Origin of the sequence: Corynebacterium vitaeruminis DSM 20294 (assembly GCF_000550805.1) — a bacterium.
In the GTDB taxonomy this organism is placed as follows: domain Bacteria; phylum Actinomycetota; class Actinomycetes; order Mycobacteriales; family Mycobacteriaceae; genus Corynebacterium; species Corynebacterium vitaeruminis.
In genome coordinates this window covers 2,460,324-2,480,808 of the sequence record NZ_CP004353.1, presented here as the reverse complement: position 1 = coordinate 2,480,808, position 20,485 = coordinate 2,460,324, and the positions used below count along the sequence as shown (strand labels likewise).

At 67.8% G+C, this 20,485-nt stretch carries 18 protein-coding genes and 1 pseudogene; 13 read left to right on the top strand and 6 right to left on the bottom strand.

The annotated features are described in order from the left end of the window. Positions 1 to 43: 43 nt before the first annotated feature. The 3 genes from B843_RS11270 (at position 44) to B843_RS11265 (ending at position 4,433) form a co-directional block, all read left to right on the top strand. Positions 44 to 2,725, top strand: a complete 2,682-nt coding sequence (locus B843_RS11270; RefSeq protein ID WP_025253594.1) for an ATP-dependent Clp protease ATP-binding subunit — start codon at positions 44 to 46, stop codon at positions 2,723 to 2,725. A 180-nt stretch (positions 2,726 to 2,905) separates the two neighbouring features. Further along, positions 2,906 to 3,076, top strand: coding sequence for a DUF4236 domain-containing protein (locus B843_RS13605; protein ID WP_081751580.1), 171 nt, complete (start codon positions 2,906 to 2,908; stop codon positions 3,074 to 3,076). A 49-nt stretch (positions 3,077 to 3,125) separates the two neighbouring features. Beyond that, on the top strand, positions 3,126 to 4,433 hold the full coding sequence (locus B843_RS11265) for a threonine/serine exporter family protein (RefSeq protein ID WP_025253593.1): 1,308 nt from the start codon (positions 3,126 to 3,128) through the stop codon (positions 4,431 to 4,433). Here B843_RS11265 and B843_RS11260 read toward each other — a convergent pair. Both B843_RS11260 and B843_RS11255 read right to left on the bottom strand, forming a co-directional pair. Further along, positions 4,430 to 5,866, bottom strand: coding sequence for a GuaB1 family IMP dehydrogenase-related protein (locus B843_RS11260; protein ID WP_025253592.1), 1,437 nt, complete (start codon positions 5,864 to 5,866; stop codon positions 4,430 to 4,432). The two genes, B843_RS11265 and B843_RS11260, sit on opposite strands and share 4 nt — an antisense overlap. Before the next feature lie 53 nt (positions 5,867 to 5,919). After that, positions 5,920 to 6,834 (bottom strand): HhH-GPD family protein, encoded by a 915-nt coding sequence (locus B843_RS11255; RefSeq protein WP_051483506.1) that lies wholly within the window; start codon positions 6,832 to 6,834, stop codon positions 5,920 to 5,922. A gap of 139 nt (positions 6,835 to 6,973) precedes the next feature. On the opposite strand from B843_RS11255, the gene B843_RS11250 reads away from it, so the two are divergent. Together B843_RS11250 and B843_RS11245 are read left to right on the top strand one after the other, a co-directional pair. Next, positions 6,974 to 7,591 (top strand): carbonic anhydrase, encoded by a 618-nt coding sequence (locus tag B843_RS11250; protein ID WP_025253590.1) that lies wholly within the window; start codon positions 6,974 to 6,976, stop codon positions 7,589 to 7,591. 103 nt (positions 7,592 to 7,694) lie between these two features. Next, positions 7,695 to 8,387 (top strand): hypothetical protein, encoded by a 693-nt coding sequence (locus B843_RS11245; protein WP_025253589.1) that lies wholly within the window; start codon positions 7,695 to 7,697, stop codon positions 8,385 to 8,387. Between the two features lie 40 nt (positions 8,388 to 8,427). Here B843_RS11245 and radA read toward each other — a convergent pair whose 3' ends face one another. Next, positions 8,428 to 9,834, bottom strand: coding sequence for a DNA repair protein RadA (gene radA / locus B843_RS11240; RefSeq protein ID WP_025253588.1), 1,407 nt, complete (start codon positions 9,832 to 9,834; stop codon positions 8,428 to 8,430). Between the two features lie 647 nt (positions 9,835 to 10,481). Here radA and B843_RS11235 point away from each other — a divergent pair. Beyond that, positions 10,482 to 11,612, top strand: a complete 1,131-nt coding sequence (locus B843_RS11235; RefSeq protein WP_025253587.1) for a hypothetical protein — start codon at positions 10,482 to 10,484, stop codon at positions 11,610 to 11,612. A 98-nt stretch (positions 11,613 to 11,710) separates the two neighbouring features. Here the strand turns inward: B843_RS11235 and B843_RS11230 are convergent, their stop codons facing one another. Beyond that, positions 11,711 to 12,280 carry a hypothetical protein gene (locus B843_RS11230; protein ID WP_081751579.1) on the bottom strand — a complete coding sequence of 190 codons (570 nt, stop codon included), beginning with the start codon at positions 12,278 to 12,280 and terminating at the stop codon, positions 11,711 to 11,713. Between the two features lie 434 nt (positions 12,281 to 12,714). On the opposite strand from B843_RS11230, the gene B843_RS11225 reads away from it, so the two are divergent. The 5 genes from B843_RS11225 (at position 12,715) to rlmB (ending at position 17,112) form a co-directional block, all read left to right on the top strand. After that, a complete protein-coding gene (locus tag B843_RS11225) occupies positions 12,715 to 13,302 on the top strand; it encodes a CarD family transcriptional regulator (RefSeq protein ID WP_025253585.1) in 588 nt (195 codons plus the stop codon). A 16-nt stretch (positions 13,303 to 13,318) separates the two neighbouring features. Further along, a complete protein-coding gene (ispD, locus tag B843_RS11220; RefSeq protein ID WP_025253584.1) occupies positions 13,319 to 14,074 on the top strand; it encodes a 2-C-methyl-D-erythritol 4-phosphate cytidylyltransferase in 756 nt (251 codons plus the stop codon). After that, positions 14,067 to 14,549: a 2-C-methyl-D-erythritol 2,4-cyclodiphosphate synthase gene (gene ispF / locus B843_RS11215; protein WP_025253583.1), complete on the top strand. Its 483-nt coding sequence runs from the start codon at positions 14,067 to 14,069 to the stop codon at positions 14,547 to 14,549. The genes ispD and ispF overlap by 8 nt, the downstream gene beginning before the upstream one ends. A gap of 55 nt (positions 14,550 to 14,604) precedes the next feature. Further along, positions 14,605 to 16,008, top strand: coding sequence for a cysteine--tRNA ligase (gene cysS, locus B843_RS11210; RefSeq protein WP_025253582.1), 1,404 nt, complete (start codon positions 14,605 to 14,607; stop codon positions 16,006 to 16,008). A 159-nt stretch (positions 16,009 to 16,167) separates the two neighbouring features. Beyond that, entirely contained in the window at positions 16,168 to 17,112 is a 945-nt protein-coding gene (gene rlmB, locus B843_RS11205; protein ID WP_025253581.1) for a 23S rRNA (guanosine(2251)-2'-O)-methyltransferase RlmB, read from the top strand. A 3-nt stretch (positions 17,113 to 17,115) separates the two neighbouring features. On the opposite strand, the gene B843_RS11200 is transcribed toward rlmB, so the two are convergent. After that, the gene (locus tag B843_RS11200; RefSeq protein WP_244877329.1) at positions 17,116 to 17,829 is read right to left on the bottom strand and encodes an alpha/beta hydrolase family esterase; all 714 of its coding nucleotides are present in this window, start codon (positions 17,827 to 17,829) and stop codon (positions 17,116 to 17,118) included. 324 nt (positions 17,830 to 18,153) lie between these two features. Here B843_RS11200 and B843_RS11195 point away from each other — a divergent pair. Continuing rightward, a pseudogene (locus B843_RS11195) lies at positions 18,154 to 19,238 on the top strand (LacI family DNA-binding transcriptional regulator). A gap of 68 nt (positions 19,239 to 19,306) precedes the next feature. Further along, on the top strand, positions 19,307 to 19,687 hold the full coding sequence (locus B843_RS11190) for a GNAT family N-acetyltransferase (RefSeq protein WP_025253580.1): 381 nt from the start codon (positions 19,307 to 19,309) through the stop codon (positions 19,685 to 19,687). A gap of 3 nt (positions 19,688 to 19,690) precedes the next feature. Here the strand turns inward: B843_RS11190 and otsB are convergent, their stop codons facing one another. Continuing rightward, a complete protein-coding gene (gene otsB, locus B843_RS11185; RefSeq protein WP_025253579.1) occupies positions 19,691 to 20,443 on the bottom strand; it encodes a trehalose-phosphatase in 753 nt (250 codons plus the stop codon). Between the last annotated feature and the right edge of the window lie 42 nt (positions 20,444 to 20,485).

Here is a 20,485-nt window from a genome sequence, read left to right as displayed (position 1 = left end):
GTGGGTGACACTAAACAAAAGTAGACAGTAAGGGGAAGAAGGCATGTTCGAGCGGTTTACCGATCGCGCACGTCGCGTCATCGTGCTCGCGCAGGAAGAGGCGCGAGGTCTTAACCACAATTACATTGGCACCGAGCACATCCTGCTCGGCCTCATCCACGAGGGTGAGGGTGTTGCCGCCAAGGCGCTGGAGTCCATGGGCATCTCCCTGGAGGCCGTGCGCCAGGAGGTCGAGGAGATCATCGGCCACGGCGCCGAGCCGCCGGTCGGCCACATTCCTTTTACCCCGCGGGCCAAGAAGGTCCTGGAGCTCTCGCTGCGCGAGGGGCTGCAGATGGGCCACAAGTACATCGGCACCGAGTTCCTGCTGCTCGGCCTCATCCGTGAGGGCGACGGCGTGGCCGCCCAGGTGCTGGTCAAGCTCGGCGCGGATCTGCCGCGCGTGCGCCAGCAGGTTATTCAGCTGCTCTCCGGTTACGAGGGCGGGCAGAACAGCCCGGAGAACGAGGGCGGCGAGAACCTCGCGGGCGCTGGCACCGGCGCTGGCCGCACCACCGGCGGCCGCTCCGGCAACGCGGGCGAGCGCTCCAACTCGCTGGTGCTCGACCAGTTCGGCCGCAACCTGACCCAGGCGGCCAAGGAGGGCAAGCTGGATCCGGTCGTCGGCCGCGACAAGGAGATCGAGCGCATCATGCAGGTGCTCTCCCGCCGCACCAAGAACAACCCGGTGCTCATCGGCGAGCCCGGCGTTGGTAAGACCGCCGTGGTGGAGGGTCTCGCGCTCGACATCGTCAACGGCAAGGTCCCGGAGACGCTGAAGGACAAGCAGCTCTACTCCCTCGACCTGGGTTCCCTGGTCGCGGGCTCCCGCTACCGCGGTGACTTCGAGGAGCGCCTGAAGAAGGTGCTCAAGGAGATCAACCAGCGCGGCGACATCATCCTGTTCATCGACGAGATCCACACCCTGGTCGGCGCGGGTGCCGCCGAGGGCGCCATCGACGCGGCCTCCCTGCTCAAGCCCAAGCTGGCCCGCGGCGAGCTGCAGACCATCGGCGCCACCACCCTGGACGAGTACCGCAAGCACATCGAGAAGGACGCGGCCCTCGAGCGCCGCTTCCAGCCGGTGCAGGTCCCGGAGCCGTCCGTCGAGATGACCATCGAGATCCTCAAGGGCCTGCGCGACCGCTACGAGGCGCACCACCGCGTGTCCATCACCGACGGCGCGCTGGCCGCGGCCGCACAGCTGTCGGATCGCTACATCAACGACCGCTTCCTGCCGGATAAGGCCGTGGACCTCATCGACGAGGCCGGTGCCCGCATGCGCATCAAGCGCATGACCGCGCCCGCCTCCATCCGCGAGGTCGACGACCGCATCGCCGAGGTGCGCCGCCAGAAGGAGGCCGCCATCGACGCCCAGGACTTCGAGAAGGCAGCGGGCCTGCGCGACAAGGAGCGCCAGCTCGGCGAGGAGCGCGCGGAGAAGGAGAAGCAGTGGCGCTCGGGCGAGCTCGAGGAGATCGCCGAGGTCGGCGAGGAGCAGATCGCTGAGGTGCTGGCCAGCTGGACCGGCATCCCGGTGTTCAAGCTCACCGAGGAGGAGTCTTCGCGGCTGCTCCACATGGAAGACGAGCTGCACAAGCGCATCATCGGCCAGGACGACGCGGTCAAGTCCGTCTCCCGCGCCATCCGCCGCACCCGCGCGGGCCTGAAGGATCCGCGCCGCCCGTCCGGTTCGTTCATCTTCGCTGGCCCGTCCGGCGTCGGTAAGACCGAGCTGTCCAAGGCGCTCGCCGAGTTCCTCTTCGGCGAGGACGACGCGCTCATCCAGATCGACATGGGCGAGTTCCACGACCGCTTCACCGCCTCCCGCCTCTTCGGTGCCCCTCCGGGGTACGTCGGCTACGAGGAGGGCGGCCAGCTCACCGAGAAGGTCCGCCGCAAGCCGTTCTCCGTCGTGCTTTTCGACGAGATCGAGAAGGCGCACAAGGAGATCTACAACACCTTGCTGCAGGTCCTCGAGGATGGTCGCCTGACCGACGGCCAGGGCCGCGTGGTGGACTTCAAGAACACCGTGCTGATCTTCACCTCGAACCTCGGTACCCAGGACATCTCCAAGGCCGTGGGCATGGGCTTCTCCAGCGTCGGCGAGTCCGACGCCGAGGGCCAGTACGAGCGCATGAAGCAGAAGGTCAATGACGAGCTGAAGAAGCACTTCCGCCCGGAGTTCCTGAACCGCATCGACGACATCGTGGTCTTCCACCAGCTCACCCAGGAGCAGATCGTCGAGATGGTCGACCTGCTGGTCGGTCGCGTGGCCAAGGCGCTCAAGGCCAAGGACATGGACATCGAGCTGACCGAGAAGGCCAAGAACCTGCTGGCCAAGCGCGGCTTCGACCCGGTGCTCGGCGCGCGCCCGCTGCGCCGCACCATCCAGCGCGAGATCGAGGACGCCCTGTCCGAGAAGATCCTCTTCGGCGAGGTCGCGGCTGGCGAGATCGTCACCGTGGATGTCGAGGGCTGGGACGGCGAGTCCAAGGACACCGACAAGGCGCAGTTCACCTTCACGCCGCGCCCGAAGCCGGGTGCGCACTTGGAGTCCGCCGAGAACGCGGTCATCGACGCCCAGCAGGCCGTGATCGACGCGGCCGACAGCGTCGAGGTACCGGAGTTGCTCGACACCGACGGCCTGCCCGAGGAGGCTGGCGGCGCCCACCGCGCCGAGTAGCGGCGCGTAGCAAGGCCAGAAGGCCGGCTCCCTAGGAAATACCCTAGGGAGCCGGCCTTCTGTGCTGTTCTGGGCCTCCGCAAGCCTCCGCAAGCCTCCGCAAGCTGCCCCACGGCCACCGCCCGCGCAGTAGACTAAGGGAGTTCCCCGAATTTCAAGAAAGTAATTAAGGAGACAGTGATGGGAATTACCTTCCGCAAGCGCCAGAAGCTCGGCAAGAACAGCTGGATCAATGTCTCCGGCTCGGGTGTGTCCGCAAGCACCAAGGTAGGGCCCGTGACCTTCAACAGCCGCGGCGGCATCTACGTCAAGCTTCCGGGCGGCCTCAACTTCCGCGGACGCTGGAAGTAGGCACAAACAGGCACTTGTCAGTTTCCGTTCGGGCACTATGGTTGTGTTTGTGACTGAACGGGAACAGTTTGAAATGGGCGTGGCGGCCGACGCCGTGCTCCGCCTGGGCATGATGCTCATGGGCGCGGGCACCAGCGGCTACCGCGTCATCCGCGGCATGAAGAGAACCGCCCGCGCGATGGGATTCGACTACCTCGACGCGGTGGTGGGGGTCACCCAGATCACCTGCACCTTCCACAAGGGCGAGCGCTTCCGCACCGTGGCCAGCCAGCAGAACCACCTCGCCGTGGACGCCTCCCGCATCGAGGCGCTGGAGAACTTCACCCACAACCTCGACCGGAAGATCGACGCCGCGGAGCTCAACGCGGAGCTCGACCGAATCGAGTCCACCGTGCGCCGCCGCTGGTCTAGGCTCATCCTCGTGTGCGCCGCGGCGGTCGCCTGCGCCGCCTTCGCGGTGCTCAACCACTTCACCCTCCCCGAGGTCGCGCTCGTCGCCGTCGCCGCGGGCTCGGGCCAGTGGGTGCGCTCCGTGCTCGCCAGCCACCACGTCCACCAGCTCGGCGGGGTCGTGGCCTCCGGGATGGTGGCCTCGCTCGTCTTCTACCTGCTCGCGGCGGGGCTCGTCCCGCTGGGCTTTCCCGGCATCGGCTCGCTCACGGCCGGATACGTCGCGGCGGTGCTGTTCCTCGTGCCCGGCTTCCCGCTGTTTAGCGCCATGATCGACCTGGGCCGCTTCGACTTCGACGCGGGGCTCGCGCGCCTGGCCTACGCGCTCGTGGTCATCTTCGCGGCCACCTTCTCCGTGGCGCTCGTCAGCGGCGCGACCGGGCTCAACCCGCAGCCGGTGGCGGTTCCCTCGGGCTCCATCGACCCCGCGTGGTTGGCCCTAGCCGCCGTGGCCAGCTTCCTCGGCATCGCGGGCTTCGCGTTCCTGTTCAACTCCTCGCGCCGCATGGTGGTGGTCGCGGCGAGCATCGGCACGGTGGCGAACACGCTGCGCATGCTCCTTTTGGAGCTCGACGCCAACGGCTACTTCGCCGCGTTTTGCGCGGGCATGGTCATCGGCCTCATCGGGGCGGTGGCGGCAAAGAAGGCAGACCTGCCGCGCGTGACCACCACGGTGCCCGCCGCCGTCATCCTGATCCCGGGCACGTCGATGTTCCGCGCCGTCTACTACCTCAACGCCGGAAACATGAACGACGCGCTCAGCAACACCGCCACGGCGGCCATGACGGTGCTCGCGATCTCGATGGGGCTGGTCATGTCGCGCATGCTCACCGACCGCGATTGGGCGCTCGGCAAGCTCATCGACTTCGATAAGCAGCTTGTCGACGGCGTACCGCCCCGGACCTAACGATTCGTCGCGCGCGGCATGCCCTCGGCAAAGCCCGCCGCTGACTGGATGCCCACGATTGCCTTGTCCTGGAACTCCTCGATCGACGCCGCGCCCGCGTAGGTGAAGGAGGAGCGTATGCCGAAGGTGATCCGGTCGATCAGGTACTCCACGCCGCCGTCCTTCTCGTCCAGGTAGATGCGGGAGGTGGAGATGCCCTCCTCGAACATCTCGCGGCGGGCGCGCTCGAAGGCCTCCACGTCGGCGTTGCGATTCTTCACCGCGCGGCGCGAGGCCATGCCGAAGGACTCCTTGTAGAAGCGGCCGTCGCCGTCGACCTTGAGGTCGCCGGGGGACTCGAAGGTGCCCGCGAACCAGGACCCGATCATCACGTTGGAGGCGCCGGCGGCGAGCGCGAGGGCCACGTCGCGCGGGTCGCGCACGCCGCCGTCGGCCCACACATGCGCGCCCAGCTCCCGGGCGGCGGCGGAGCACTCGAGCACCGCGGAGAACTGCGGGCGGCCCACGCCGGTCTGCATGCGGGTGGTGCACATGGCACCCGGGCCCACACCCACCTTGACGATGTCCGCGCCCGCGTTGACGAGGTCTCGCACGCCCGTGGCGGAGACGACGTTGCCCGCCACGATCGGCACGTCCGCGCCCACCGCCCGCACGGCCTCGATGGCGCGCAGGGTGGACAGCTGGTGGCCGTGGGCGGTGTCCACGACCAGGACGTCCGCGCCCGCCTCGACGAGCGTGCGGGCGCGGCCTGCGACGTCGCCGTTGATGCCGATCGCCGCGCCCACGCGCAGGCGGCCCTCGCCGTCGGTGGCGGGCGTGTACACGGTGGCGCGCAGCGCCCCGCGGCGGGTCATGATGCCCGCGAGGTTGCCCTCGGCGTCGATGACCGGAGCGAGCTTGCGGGAGGAGGCGCGCAGCAGGCGGAAGGCCTCCTGCGGGTCGATGCCCACCGGCAGGGTCATGAGGTCGGAGCTCATGAGCGTGCCCACCTGGGTGAAGTTGTCGTTGTCCGCGAGGTCGCCGTCGGTGATAAGCCCGACCGGGCGGGTGCCGTCGACGACGATGGCCGCGCCGTGGGCGCGCTTGTGCAGCAGGTTGGAGGCGTAGCCCACGGTGTGGTGCGGCTTGACCGTGATCGGGGTGTCCGCGACGAGGTCGGCGGCTTTGACCTTGGCGATCGTCTCCGCCGCGATGTCGGCGGGGACGTCCTGCGGCAGGACGGCGATGCCGCCGCGGCGGGCGATGGTCTCCGCCATGCGCCGGCCCGCCACCGCGGTCATGTTGGCCACGACCAGCGGGATCGTCGTGCCCGATCCGTCGTGGGTGGACAGGTCCACCGACATGCGCGATCCGATGTCGGAGCGCGAGGGCACCATGAACACGTCGGAGTAGGTCAACTCGTAGGGAGCCTGGGCGTCGTTGAGAAAGCGCACCGTCTGCCTCCTAAGGAAAGTGAAGGGATGTTAAACGAACGCCATTGTAGTGACTAGTCCGGCAGCGCGAAGTGCTGCTCGCCCACCTGCACCGCGAGCCCGTCCTCGACCAGCGAGAACAGGGCGCGGCTGCGCTGGGCCGCGTCCTCCCAGACTGCGTCGATCTGGGCCAGCGGCACGGGGGAGTGGGCCTCGCGGAGCAGCCGCATGATCTTGCCGCGCACCTGGCGGTCGGTGCCCTCGAACTTCTGCACCCGCTTCTTCGCCGCGGCAATCTCGTGCGCGGCCGGTTCGGGTCGGCCCGCGCGCTGCCAGCTACAGACGTCGATAAGCGGGCAAGAAGAACAGGCTGGCTTGGTCGTGCACACCAGAGCGCCCAGCTCCATGATCGCCACGGAGAACTCCGGCGCGCGGCGTTCGGGGAGCAGCGCCGCGACGTCGGCGAGGTCCTGCCTGCGCGCGGGGCCGGGAAGCAGCTGTCCCTTCATGAGGCGCGCGTAGACGCGGCGGACGTTCGTGTCCACCACCGGCACCCGCAGGCCGAAGGCGAAGGCGGCGACGGCGCGCGCGGTGTAGTCGCCGATCCCCGGCAGCGCCAGCAGCGCGTCCACGTCGCAGGGCACCTCCCCGCCGTACCCCTCGACGATCGCCTGCGCGCACTCCTTCAGGCGCAGCGCGCGCCGGGGATAGCCCAGCCTGTCCCACGCGCGCAGCACGTCCGCGTTGCTTGCCGACGCCAAGGCGGCGGGCGTCGGCCACCGATCCATCCACGCGATCCATGCCGGCTCCACCCGCACGACCGGCGTCTGCTGGCTCATGACCTCGGACAGGAGCACGCCCCAGGGGCTGGTGCCCGGGTGGCGCCAGGCGATGTCGCGGCCGTTGGCCTCGTACCAGTCGATGAGGAGGCTGGCCACGTCTGGATCGTTTTCCGCGGGGGTAGAACGGTATTTGGTAATGTCTTTCATCAAGTAGGATGCCCTGAAGGTTTGCGGTGCTGAGCGGGTGTCGCGTCGATGGTGCGGTGTCACCGAAGTCATACACCCTTCGGGCCGCGCGACGGTGCAAAAATGTTAAAACTAGCAGCGAAAGTGCCAGAATGAAAGTATGACTGCTGACACATCTCACTACCCCAAGGAAGTATGGGCAGCCCTCCTCGAGGGAAATGCGCGTTTCGCCGCTGGCAAGCCGCAGCGACCGAACCAGGATCTCGAACGCCGCGCCTCTTTGACCCACGGCCAGTACCCGCGGGCGTGCGTGTTCACCTGCGGTGACTCCCGCGTTCCCGCTGAGATCCTCTTCGACCAGGGCCTGGGTGACCTCTTCGTCGTCCGCACCGCCGGCGAGGTCGTGGACGCTGGCGTCATGGGCTCCCTCGAGTTCGCCGTGCTCGGCCTGGGCGTCGACGTGCTCGTCGTGCTCGGCCACGAGAACTGCGGCGCGGTCGGCGCGGCCACCGACGTCCTCGACGGCGCGGAGGTCCCCGGCGGGCACCAGCGCACGCTCGTCGAGCAGATCGCCCCGTCGATCCTCGAGGCCCGCGTGGCCGGCCACACCGAGCACGCCGACTACGAGCGTCACCACGCGGCGGCCACCGTGTCCAAGATCCTGCAGATCTCCCCGGCCATCAAGCAGGCCGTCGACGAGGGCAAGACCGCGCTCGTCGCCGCGCGCTACCGCCTGAGCGACGGCGCAGTCGAGACCGTCAAGACCATCGGGATCTAACCCCACTTCGAGCGCCCCCAAAAGGCGCCTCATGCAGCGCCGCGGTGGAGACACACCGCGGCGCTTGACCTTTTCTGCCACCAGATGCCTTTAGGCTTAAGGCGTGGATCGACGCGTGCAGAATAGAAACAGTGACCGCCTGCCCGAGGTGTACTACCAGCGACGCCGGGTAGCCGCGGTGGTCGTGCTTGTCGTGGTCGTGCTGCTGCTCGTGTGGCTGCTGTCCTCGCTCGGCGGGAACAACAGCGACAACGCCGCAGACGTGGCCACCACCGCGGCCGAGACGACGCCGACCTCCTCGTCGGCCACCTCGTCCTCCCATGCGAGCTCCTCCGCCAGCTCGAGCGCGGCGGAATCCAGCTCGGCGCACAGCTCTACGACGTCCGAGCCCCAGGCGGCAGGCGTCGCGTGTCAGCTCGACCAGCTGGTCATGACCGCGAGCACCGACCACTCCAGCTACGCGGCAGGCGAGCTGCCCACCTTCTACATGGCGCTGAAGAACAACGCCCCCGCGGACTGCACGATCAACTTCGACCAGGAGACGCTGCGCTTCGAGGTCTACGACCTGGCCACCAACCAGCGAGTCTGGTCCGACGTGGACTGCAACCCGGCCGTGAAGACCGGCGAGCAGGTGCTCAAGGCGGGGGAGGAGATCTACTTCCAGGCCAAGTGGTCGCGCACCTCCTCCGCGCCCCAGCAGTGCTCCCAGCGCCCGGCCGTCCCCGCCGCCGACTACTACCTCCACACCGTCGTGGGAATTAACGCCTCCCAGCCCGCCACCTTCACGCTGAAGTAGACACGCGCCTTCCGGCCCCTCTTTCATAGAGGGGCCGTTTTCATGCCTTGAGCGTGGCCACGAGGGCGTCGTTGATGTCGGCGACCTCCGTGACCGCGATGCCCTCGATGCGGCTGATGCCCGATCCCGCCGGGACAAAGGCCCGCGTGTATCCCAGCCGCGCGGCCTCCTGCACGCGGCGCTCGGCGTTGGGTACCCGCCTGATCTCGCCCGCGAGCCCCACCTCGCCGAGCACGACGGACTTCGGCGGCAGCGGTTTTTTCATCATCGCGCTCGCGGTGGCCAGCGCGACGGCGAGATCGGTTGCGGGCTCGCCCACCTTCATGCCGCCCACGGTGGCCACGTAGACCTCCTGGTTGTGGGTGCGCTTGCCCGCCCGCGCGGAGAGCACCGCGAGCACCATGGGCACCCGCTGCACGTCGAGGCCCGTCACCGCGCGCCGGGGATTTTTCGACTCAGTAGGAACCACGAGTGATTGCACCTCCGCGACAATGGGGCGCACGCCGTCCATGGCCACCGTCACCGCCGTGCCGTCCGGCGTGGTGCCGCGGTGGGAGAGGAAGAGCCCAGAGGGGTCCGGCACCTCCTTGATGCCGTCCGACTGCTGCTCGAAGCAGCCGACCTCGTCGGTGGCCCCGAAGCGGTTCTTGATGCCGCGCAGCATCCGCAGGCTCGAGTGCCGGTCGCCCTCGAAGTGCAGCACGACGTCCACCAGGTGCTCGAGCACGCGGGGGCCTGCGACGTTGCCGTCCTTGGTGACGTGCCCGACCAGGAGGACCGGGATCCCGCTCGTCTTGGCCAAGGTGGTCAGCGCGGCTGTAACGGCACGGGACTGGGCGACGCCGCCCGCGACGCCCTCCACCCCGGCCGCGTGCATGGTCTGGACGGAGTCCACGATAAGCAGGCTGGGTTTTAGCTGCTCGACGTGCCCGAAGGCGACATCCAGGTTGGACTCGGCGGCGAGGTAGAGCGTTTCCTGCAGCGCGCCCGTGCGCTGGGCGCGCATGCGCACCTGCCCCGCGGACTCCTCGGCGGTGATGTAGAGCGCCGTGCGGGCCGTGCCATCCGCCTCCTTCTGCTGGGTCCACCGGTTGGCCACCTCCAGCAGCAGGGTCGACTTGCCCACGCCCGGCTCGCCCGCCAAGAGGATGACAGAACCTGGGACCACGCCGTTGCCTAGGACCCGGTCGAGCTCGCCGATGCCGGTGGTGCAGGCGGTGGCGACGGTGGGGTCGATCGCGGTGATCGCCCGCGCCGGGGAGGTGGGCGTAAGCCCGACCGGGGCTACCCCCGTTTGGGCGGCCTGCGCGGCTGTTGCGCCGCCCGAAACCGCCCGCTTTTCCTCCATGCTTCCCCACGCGCCGCACTCGGGGCACCGGCCGAGCCACTTGGGGGAGGAATAACCGCACTCCGAGCACGTGTGGATGCTGCGTACCTTTTTTGCCATGCCTTAAACCCTAGAGGGTGCACCCGACACCGGCTGGGCGGACGCCCGGTTTGCTTAGTTTCGCCGTATTGCGCTGGGCTTTTGTAAGAAGAGGATTAAGGTTCATTTGCGGCGTCGCCGGGGTTGCGTGGGGAGTGGGCGAGGCGATTCTTCAGGCGCGCGAGGTGGCCCCTGAGCGCGGGCCGGAAGTGGTTTCGTCACCGGTGCGTCTCAGGTATGGGACGGTATCTGATAGGTGGGATGGTGTTTTTGCTATCGAAAACAGTGTTTGCTACTGAAGCGTAGGTCACGGGAGTTGTGAGGAAAAAGCCGCTACCAGCAGTCCATAGGTCTTAACTTTTAACCTTATTGGTATTGGCGCGCAATGAATTGTCGACTACATTCTTATATTAGATAGGTGTTATCTCAACTAACTAAATAGTTGTTCGTTTTTCGGTAATTAAGATAGGATTTAGAATCGTTCTATGTTTGCTGGCGTTCCTCGTGGCAGCAAAAACTTAATATACTTTAAGGAAAAGGTGCTAGAGGGGTACACTTTCCCCTGAGAGTTTGTGTGCTTTTCTCTGCGCAGGCTTCGGGTTCCTCAAACAATGGTGGTTAACAGAATGGGCAAAAAGGTAGCCGGAATTGCCGCACTGGGTGCGGTAATGTCGCTTCAGCTTGCCTTCAGCCCCGCCATCGCCCCCCACGCTTTCGCCGATGAGACCGCCCAGGCCACCCAAGAGCCCGCGGTTGCTGAGAAAATCACAGACGCGCCCGACGAGACCCAGGTTAACTCCCCGGAAACAACCGAGGCTGTGGTTGCTCCGCAGTCGACGGGTACCTCTGTCTCCGCCACCACTGCTGCCTCCCCGACAGTGAGCGCCACGGCAACCGCGCCGGCCACCGCAGCGTCGACCTCCGCGGCCGCCAACGAGGATCTGGGGTTCACCGGCACCCGAACCGGGGACGATATCGAGTGGAAGGTGGTCATCCCCGCCCCGAGCGAGGACGCCGAGAACGTGCAGGTCACGCTCACCCCGCTGGGCAAGAACTGGGAGCTCGATCCGGCGGCCATCGCTGATTACGACTTCGGCCCCGGGGTGACGGTCGTGAGCGTCAGCGACAAGGAGGTCGTGCTGTCCGTCGACAAGGTGGCGGCCGGCGAGTCTAGGACGATCACGATTCCGGGCACCGCCACCAACCATGACGGCTCCCGTCCGAAGGCGGGCGTCGTCGTGGGCAACGACGTCTTGGGCAATTGGCTGCGCGGCCAAACGTACGTCGAAGACGCCCCTTCGGTGACCCCGGAGCCCACCACCACGGAGCCCGCGCTCACCGAGACCCAGCAGCCCACCACGAGCGCTAAGACGACGACCACTACCACCGAGGACTCCGAGCCGGATCCGAAGCGGACCCGCGAGCCGGAGCCCGCCGCGCCGGTGACCGTCCCAGAGGCGCCCGCGCCTGCTGCTCCTGCGCCTGCGCCAGCTCCCGTGACCAGCGCGATCGCCGCCGAGAACGCCGTCCCTGTGGCCCCTCGCGTGACGGTGCTGCGCAGCGCCTCCGCCACCGTGGCCCCGGCATCCCCCCAACCCACGCAGCCCGCGCCCGCGACCCAGCCCGCGCAGCCCCAGCCTGACACCGGGAAGCCGCAGGACTCGGCGGCCGAGATGCACGAGGCGCGCACCGTCGAGATCGGCGGGTTCGAGATCCCCGTCGTGGACCTAGTTCTCAACGTCGCGGCCCTCGTCGTGGTCGTCGGCGGCGTCGCCGCGCTGGTCACCGTCGTCCGCTAACTAGAGTGCCGCCACGTTGCTATTTGGCGAGATACTGGCGGCACGAGAATAAGAAAAATGGCGCCCCGAGGGGCGCCATCTGCACTTTGTAGGAAGGATTACTCCTCGCCGCCGGTGACGTCGCGGTCCTCGGTGCCGGACTTCAGCGGGGGCTCGGCGATGGTGGCGGTGACGCTGGCTTCGCCGTCATCGAAGGTGAACACGACGTCCTTGGTGCCGCCGATGGCCAGGCCGTTGTTGGTCAGGGAGGTCTTGACGTACTTCAGGTTGCCGGTGTCACCCTGCGGGAGGTTCTCGATCTGGGAGGCGACGTCCGCGACCAGGGAGGTGTCGGAGGCGAAGGTGGTGTCGCCGCTCAGGGTGACCTTCTCGCCGCCGACGGTGACGGACTTGAGGGTGTGGTCCTTGTCGGACGGGTCCTGGTTCACGGCGGTGAACTTCAGACCGGTCTCACCCTCGGAGGTCACGATGACGGTGACGTCACGAACGGCGACAGCGTTGTCGCTGGTGCTGCCCGCGGCGCCATCAACGGCGGCGACCTGGGAAGAGGTCTGGGTGATCTGGCCTGCGGAGCAGGATGCCAGAGCAAGGGCAGAAGCTGCAGCAACAGAGATCAGTGCGCCGCGGCGGGCGGTGGCCTTCAGGGACTTCACGTGTTCGTCCTCCATCGGGGGTGAGAGTATGTGTAAAGGTGTAGAAGAGGGGGACCTCAGCACCGGTGCGGGCAACGAGGGAATGCCTTTTCTAAGCCAGTTTTTCCTTTATCACTCTAGTATCTTTGGTCTTTCGGCACACACTTAGTCGCCAACGAAGGTGGCCAAACGGGGGGAAACGAAAGACGCATTCGCGAGCCAATCAAACGCAAAATGTGGTTTTGTGAACGTGCAGGTCACGCCCGCTAAAGGCCGCTTTTTCGCTTGTCGACGCCTACGGCTGGGTGGCGTGATTCACACTTTAGTGCTCGTATCGCGGGCGGTAAGGGCCGGGAGGCCGCGAGCCGTAGGCGTCGACAAGCGTGCGCAAGCGGGGCGACCGCAACGGAGCCTGCGGGCGCTGACGTGCTAGAATGGGTCAGTCTGAAAACGCCTAACAAGGAGTGTAGATGGAATTCAAGGTCGGCGATACCGTCGTTTATCCGCACCACGGTGCGGCTGTCATTTCGGCGATTGAGAATCGCGAAATGGGTGGGGAGACCTTGGAGTACCTCGTGCTGCAGATCTACCAGTCGGATCTGGTCGTCCGCGTTCCCTCCAAGAACGCCGAGCTCGTGGGCGTGCGCGACGTCGTCGACGACGAGGGCCTGCGCAAGGTCTTCGGCTTCCTGCGCGAGACCGACGTGGAGGAGGCGGGCAACTGGTCCCGCCGCTTCAAGGCGAACCAGGAGCGCCTCGCCTCCGGCGACGTGAACAAGGTGGCCGAGGTCGTGCGCGACCTGTGGCGCCGCGACCAGGGCCGCGGCCTGTCCGCCGGCGAGAAGCGCATGCTTGCCAAGGCGCGCCAGGTGCTGGTCGGCGAGCTGGCGCTGGCCGACAACGTCGACGACGAGAAGGCCGACGCGCTGCTCGCGCAGGTCCAGGAGACCATCGACCGCCACCGCGCGGCGGGCGGCGCCGACGTCGAGGAGAAGAAGGCCGCGGACGACGACTTCGACGTCGATCTCGACGACCTCAACTTCGACGACGAAGACTAGTAAGGAACGCGCGCTAATGCCCACGGCAGCCGACGCCGCGCCCCGGGTCATCGCGCTCGTCGCGGCGGCCGGAAAGGGCACCCGCCTGGGTGCCGAGATCCCCAAGGCCTACGTCGCCCTGCGCGGCCGCGCCCTCGTGGTGCGCTCCGTGCAGGCCATGATCACCTCCGAGGTGGTCGACGAGGTCATCGTGCTGGTCAGCCCCGAGATGGAGGGCTACGCGCGCACGCTGCTCGGAAACGCCGGGCTGCTTGACGCCGAGATCCCCGTGCGGCTGGTCTACGGGGGCGGGGAGCGCGCCGACTCCGTGTGGGCCGGGCTCAAGGCCGTCGCCGACGAGGAGGCCGTGGTGCTCATCCACGACGCCGCCCGCGCGCTCACCCCGCCCGGCATGATCGCCCGAGTGGCCCGCGCCGTGCTCGAGGGCCGCCCCGCGGTCATCCCGGTCCAGCCGGTGGCCGACACCATCAAGCGGGTCCAGGACGACCAGGTGGTGGACACCCCGGCCCGCAAGGACCTGCGCGCGGTGCAGACCCCGCAGGGGTTCTCGCTTCGGGCGCTGCGCTCGGCCAACGAGGCCTATTTCGCCGAGGAGAACCCCGGTTTCGCCGCCACCGACGACGCCAGCCTCATGGAGTGGTTCGGCGCGCCGGTCGCCTGCGTCCAGGGCGATCCCATGGCGTTCAAGATCACCACTCCGCTCGACTACGCGCTGGCCAAGGCGGTCACCGACGAGGCCGAGCCGACCATCTTCGAGGTGCCCGATGAGTAACCCGATCATCCCCCGCGTGGGGATCGCCACCGACGCCCACCAGATCGAGAAGGGCAAGCCCTGCTGGATCGCCTGTTTGCTTTTCGACGGCGCCGATGGCTGCGAAGGCCATTCCGACGGCGACGTCGTCGCCCACGCGCTTGTCGACGCCCTCCTCTCGGCGTCGAACCTCGGCGACCTAGGCTCCTTCGTGGGCGTGGGGCGCAAGGAATACGACGGCGTCTCCGGCGAGCGCCTGCTGCGCGAGTGCCGCGAGCTGCTCGAATCCAACGGGTTCACCATCGGCAACGGCGCGGTACAGCTGGTGGGCCAGACCCCGAAGATGGGGCCGCGCCGCCTCGAGGCGGAGAAGGTCATGTCGGACATCATCGGCGCACCGGTGTCCGTCTCCGCCACCACCACCGACCACCTCGGCTTCACCGGGCGCTCGGAGGGGCGGGCGGCCGTGGCCACGGCGGTGGTCTGGAAGGCCTAGGCCGGCGCGGCGGCGTTTGGGCGGACTCGTCGCCCGCGTGCTTTAGACTGTACGGGTGAGCAACCTACGCATCTATGACACCGCAACCCGTAGCCAGCGCGACTTCGTGCCCGTCCGTGAGGGGCACGCCTCCATCTACCTGTGTGGTGCCACCCCGCAGGCGCAGCCGCACATCGGCCACCTGCGCTCGGGCGTAGCGTTCGACATCCTGCGCCGCTGGCTTCTGGCCCAGGGGCTCGACGTCGCGTTCGTCCGCAACGTCACCGACATCGACGACAAGATCCTCACCAAGGCCGCGGAGAACGGCCGCCCCTGGTGGGAGTGGGTGTCCACCTACGAGCGTGAGTTCACCAAGGCCTACAACACCCTGGGCGTTCTGCCGCCCTCGGTCGAGCCGCGCGCCACGGGATTCGTCACCCAGATGGTCGAGTACATGCAGCGGCTCATCGACGCCGGCTTCGCCTACCCGTCCGAGGGCAGCGTCTACTTCGACGTGGCCGCTTGGACCGCCGCCGAGGGCTCCGACTACGGCTCCCTGTCCGGCAACAAGGTCGAGGAGATGGAGCAGGGCGAGACCGACGGCGGCGGCAAGCGCAGCCACCTCGACTTCGCGCTGTGGAAGGGCGCCAAGCCCGGCGAGCCGAGCTGGCCCACCCCGTGGGGCGCGGGCCGACCCGGCTGGCACCTCGAGTGCTCGGTGATGAGCACCTACTACTTGGGCGGCGAGTTCGACATCCACTGCGGCGGCCTCGACCTGCAGTTCCCGCACCACGAGAACGAGATCGCGCAGGCGCACGCGGCGGGCGACAAGTTTGCCAACTACTGGATGCACAACCACTGGGTGACCATGTCGGGCGAGAAGATGTCCAAGTCGCTGGGCAACGTGCTCTCCGTTCCCAACATGCTGGAGCTGGTGCGCCCGGTCGAGCTGCGCTACTACCTGGGCAGCGCCCACTACCGCAGCGTGCTCGAGTACTCCGAGGCGGCGCTCAAGGAGGCCGCGGCGGGCTACCGCCGCATCGAGGACTTCGTCGCCCGCTTCGAGGGGCTCGAGGCGGGCGAGTGGACGCAGGGCTTCGAGGACGCCATGAACGACGACATCGCGGTGCCCCGCGCGCTGGCGGAGATCCACACCACGGTCCGCGCGGGCAACCGCGCGCTGGCCGAGGGCAACGCCGACGAGGCCCGCGCGCTCGCCGCCTCGGTGCGGGCGATGGCCGCGGTGCTGGGCTTCGACCCGCTCGACGAGCAGTGGCAGGGCGCGGCGGCAGGTGGCACCTCCGCGAAGGCGGAGGACGCCCTCGACGTGCTGGTCAAGGCGGAGCTGGTGCGCCGAGCGGAGGCCCGCGCCGCGAAGGACTGGGCCGTGGCCGACGAGGTCCGCGACCGGCTTGCCGAGGCGGGCATCGTGGTCACCGACACCGCCGAGGGTCCGACCTGGTCCCTCGAGGAGAAGTAGTACCAAGCTCGCCACCCCGCGCGGGCTTGTGCGTTCGCGCGGGAGGAAGTAACATTCACGCTTTGGCCCTGAAGCCGAGGTTAGTTGTCGATACCGGCCCGGGCGCTTTCCACAAGGGGCACTCGCCGCGAGCGCCCGAGAAGAAGAGAAGAAGGACTCATGGCTGGTAACGATCCCAAGCGCCCGGGCCTGCGCAAGACCAACAAGAAGGGTGCCGTCAAGGGCACCGGCGGGCACGCCCGCCGCTCCCTGCGTGGCAAGGGCCCGACCCCGAAGGCGGAGGACCGCGAGTACCACGCGGCGTACAAGCGCAAGAAGGAGCGCGAGCGCCGCGACCGCGGCCGCCACGTCAAGGAGGAGCAGAACGAGCTCGTTGTCGGCCGCAACCCGGTCATCGAGTGCCTCCACGCCCGCGTCCCCGCGACCGCGATGTACATCGTGGAGGGCACCGGCAACGACAACCGCCTGAGCGAGGCCGTGCAGATCGCGCACTCGCGCTCGATCCCGCTCATCGAGGTCCCGCGCCACGAGATGGACCGCATGACCGGCAACGGGCTGCACCAGGGCATCGGCCTGCAGATCCCGCCGTTCAAGTACGCCGAGGTCTTCGACCTCATCGCCAAGGTCAACGACTCCGGCGAGAAGGGCATGATCGTGGTGCTCGACAACATCACCGACCCCCGCAACCTCGGCGCGGTCATCCGCTCGGTGGCGGCCTTCGGCGGCCAAGGCGTGGTCATCCCGGAGCGCCGCTCGGCGTCGGTCACCGCCGTGGCGTGGCGCACCTCCGCGGGCACGGCCGCGCGACTGCCGGTGGCCAAGGCCACCAACATCACCCGCACGCTCAAGGAGTTCCAACAGAACGGCTACCAGGTCGTCGGCCTCGACGCGGGCGGCGAGCACACCCTGGACACCTACGACGGCCGCGGCCCCGTGGTCATCGTCGTCGGCTCCGAGGGCAAGGGCATCTCCCGCCTCGTGCGCGAGACCTGCGACACCATCATGTCCATCCCGATGACCGGCTGGGTCGAGTCGCTCAACGCCTCGGTCGCGGCGGGCGTGGTCCTAAGCGAGTTCGCGCGCCAGCGCCGCGCGGCGAAGTAGGAGCTAGTACTCCAGGCCGCAGAAGCGCGCGATCTCCTTCGCCGCCACGAGCAGGCGTGTCGACGGCCCAAGGTAGCGCGAAGGCACCTGCTTGGGGGCGGGGACGACGTGGCCCACGCCGTGCAGCGCCCACGCCTCGACCGAGGCTGTGGTTTCGGCGCCCTCGGCGCCCTCGTAGGTGGCCACCACCGCGGCCTGCTCGAGGGAGTCCGCGTAGCTGCGCACCTCGCGGAGCGTCGCGCCGTTGAGGCCAGCGTAGTAGTCGGCGGTCTCCGCGAAGGAGAGGACGTCGCAGCGCTCGTGGCCGGTCTTGGGCGCCGCGATGCCGCCGCCGAAGGGCGACATGGGGTCGGCGGTGCCGTGCATGAGCAGGATGGGTGTCGGGCGAAAGCCCTCCGCGCTCGACAGGAAGTTCGAGGGGGCTGGCTGGTTGGCGGCGACGATGGCGGCCGCGTCCAGCAAGCCGTAGGCGTCGTGAAGCAAGCGCATGACCATCTGGCCGCCATTGGAATACCCGGCGGCGACGACGCGGGTGGGGGAGTGGGCCTCGACGAGCGCGCGGGCGAAGGCGACGTCGTCGGTGCCCAACTCGCGGGTTTTCTCAGGAAGCTGCGCGCGGGAGTCGTTCCAGTGGCGCGCGATGCCCTCCGGGTAGACGACGGTGGTACCGTGCGCGGCCAGCCGGTCGAAGGTGTTGTCCGTAAAACGCCTGGTCACGGACGCCGATTGGGTGGACCCGTGGAACCAGATGAACAGCTCGCCGGTGGGCGACTCCGGCTCGATGCGCAGGAATTTTCGCTCCTAGCCGCCCACGTCGAGGGTGCACTTGATCGGTTTGGAATGGCTCATCTCGGTCACCCGAACCATCCTATTCCGCGCGCTGCTTGAGAAGAAACCTGAGAATCTTCCCCCGAATCGGACAGAAAGAACCTGAGTTAAGAATGGTAATTGCTCTACAATTTGCCCCCGAATGAGGGAAAAGCAGGTCACTAAACGCTTCAGCATCTGGGAGAAAGTTCGGAGGTGGGCTAGGTTGAATTCATGTCGAAGCGAGTAAAGCGTACGTCCCTGGCGTCCCTGGCCAAGGAGCTGGGGGTATCTCGGACGACCGTGTCCAATGCCTACAATCACCCGGAGCAGCTCTCCGCGAGCCTGCGCGAGCGCATCCTGGAGACCGCCGAGCGCCTGGGTTACCCGGGCCCGGACCCCACGGCGAGATCCCTGCGTACCAAGCGCGTCAACGCCCTGGGCGTGCTGCTGACCGAGCACCTCACCTACGCCTTCGAGGACCGGGCATCCTTGGACTTCCTCGCGGGCATGGCCGAGGCCTCCTACGGCTCGCAGACCTCGATGACCTTGGTCCCGGTCGGGCCCAACACCACCGACGTGCTCTCCGCGCGCCAGCTGGTCAACTCCGCGGTGGTCGACGGCTTCGTCGTCTACTCGGTGGCCAAGAACGACCCCTACCTGGAGGCGGCCAAGACCCGCGGTCTGCCCATCGTCATCTGTGACCAGCCCGCCGACGACTTCGAGCTGCCGTTCGTGGGCATCGACGACCGCGCGGCGATCGCCCCGGCGGCCCGGGCTTTGGTCGACGCCGGCCACACCAAGATCGGCATCCTGTGCATCCGCCTCGACACCGTGCCCAACAACGGCCCCGTAGCGCCGAGCGCCTCGATAACGCCCACCACCACGTCCAGCGCTCCCGCGTGCTCGGCGCGCTCGACGTCTTCGCCGAGGCCGGCATCGACCGCGCCTCCGTGCCGGTGGTCGAGCGCCACATCAACGACCCGAGGAACAACGTCGACGCCGCCCGCCAGCTGCTCGAGGCCAACCCCGAGCTCACCGCCGTGCTGTGCAGCACCGACACCATGGCCTTCGGCGTGCTCGAGTACGCGCGCGGCAAGGGCTTGAGCGTGCCGGGGGATCTCTCCGTCACCGGCTTCGACGGCATCGAGCCCGCGCTGGCCATGGGGCTGTCCACGGTCATCCAGCCGAACAAGGAAAAGGGCCTCAATGCCGGCCGCATGCTTGCTTCGCTTCTCGACGACGAGACCGCGGCGAAGCGCGTGCTGCTGGAGACCACCTACAACGAGGGGGCCACGATCGCCGCGCCCCGTGCCTAGCAGGCCTCGCAGAATCGAAATTGAACAACGTTCACTTTCGGCGCGAAAGCGCTCTAAGCTAGGTAGCTATGGAACCAACTGAGATCAACGGCGGGCGCTTCTACGCCCGCCCGCTCCACAACGACGAACGCATCGACGACACCCCGGCGCTGGCCGTCTGCAACCCGGGCGCGATGGAGCCCGAGAGCGTGGACTCCCTGCGCGAGAAGTGGGCGCAGGAGACCATGTACACGTGGGCGGTCTGCGAGCAGACCAACGTCGAGATGATCGGGCTGGCGGTCCTGCACCTCACGGAGCCAGCCGTCCTCGACGTGCTGCCGGTGGGCGACCCCTCGCGGAAGCTGCCCAACGACCCGGTCCTCGTGCAGAAGACCGTCGGCGACGTGGTGGAGATCCGCGGCCCCATCCTGCGCTGGGCCCAGGCCCACGGCATCGAGGTCGCGCAGTAGGGGTTACTTCGCGGCGAAGTTCTCCGAGCGCAGCCGGGCGAGCTCGGTGAGGAAGTCGCCCACGGCGTCGGTGTCGGCCACGCGGATGTCGGCGGCGGTGTCCCCCTCGCCGACCTTGACCGCGAGATCGCTGTCGCCGAGCACCTTGAAGCCGTCCTCGTCGGTGGTGTCGTCGCCGATGAACACGGTGGCGGTGGGCTGGTGGGACTCGATGGCGCGCTGGATCCACACGCCCTTGGTCACGTCGGTGACGCTGGCCTCCACCATGAACTTTCCAGGCTTGATCGTCACACCATCGATGTTCAGCTTGAGGGCCTCCTCCATCGCCTTGTCGCGGGCCTCGAGGTCGGTGGCGCGCACGCCGTGGAGGACGCGGTGGTAGGGCTTGTGCTCGACGAAGACGCCGGGGATGCCGTCGGCGAGGCGGTCGAATTCCTTGGTGATGGCGGCTAGCGCGGTCACCTGGGCGTCGGTCAGCGCGATCGGCTGGTCGCTCGACTCGGCCCCGTGGGAGCCGGCGATGATGAGCTTGCCGGGGACCAACCCGCTGGCCTGGCGCAGCCCCTCGAGGTGGCGGCCGGTGAGGATGGCCACCGTGGTCAGCGGCAGGTCGGCCATCGCCTCCAGCGCCGCGATGGAGCGCTGGTTGATGGGGACGTTGTAGGCGTCCTTGCTGATGCCCGCGAGGGTGCCGTCGAAGTCGGTGACCACCATGAGGTGGGGGGTCGAAGCTAGCTCGAGAAGGGTTGCACTCATGAAGGCAATCCTACGCGCGAGGTGCTCGTGGCCGCTTGTGGC

Coding starts and splice junctions, on each gene's coding strand:
- B843_RS13605 (WP_081751580.1), top strand. CDS start 2,906: ATGGGAATTACCTTCCGCAAGCGCCAGAAGCTCGGCAAGAACAGCTGG.
- B843_RS11255 (WP_051483506.1), bottom strand. CDS start 6,834: ATGAAAGACATTACCAAATACCGTTCTACCCCCGCGGAAAACGATCCA.
- radA (WP_025253588.1), bottom strand. CDS start 9,834: ATGGCAAAAAAGGTACGCAGCATCCACACGTGCTCGGAGTGCGGTTAT.
- B843_RS11235 (WP_025253587.1), top strand. CDS start 10,482: ATGTCGCTTCAGCTTGCCTTCAGCCCCGCCATCGCCCCCCACGCTTTC.
- rlmB (WP_025253581.1), top strand. CDS start 16,168: ATGGCTGGTAACGATCCCAAGCGCCCGGGCCTGCGCAAGACCAACAAG.
- B843_RS11270 (WP_025253594.1), top strand. CDS start 44: ATGTTCGAGCGGTTTACCGATCGCGCACGTCGCGTCATCGTGCTCGCG.
- ispF (WP_025253583.1), top strand. CDS start 14,067: ATGAGTAACCCGATCATCCCCCGCGTGGGGATCGCCACCGACGCCCAC.
- B843_RS11190 (WP_025253580.1), top strand. CDS start 19,307: ATGGAACCAACTGAGATCAACGGCGGGCGCTTCTACGCCCGCCCGCTC.
- B843_RS11250 (WP_025253590.1), top strand. CDS start 6,974: ATGACTGCTGACACATCTCACTACCCCAAGGAAGTATGGGCAGCCCTC.
- B843_RS11225 (WP_025253585.1), top strand. CDS start 12,715: ATGGAATTCAAGGTCGGCGATACCGTCGTTTATCCGCACCACGGTGCG.
- otsB (WP_025253579.1), bottom strand. CDS start 20,443: ATGAGTGCAACCCTTCTCGAGCTAGCTTCGACCCCCCACCTCATGGTG.
- B843_RS11230 (WP_081751579.1), bottom strand. CDS start 12,280: ATGGAGGACGAACACGTGAAGTCCCTGAAGGCCACCGCCCGCCGCGGC.
- ispD (WP_025253584.1), top strand. CDS start 13,319: ATGCCCACGGCAGCCGACGCCGCGCCCCGGGTCATCGCGCTCGTCGCG.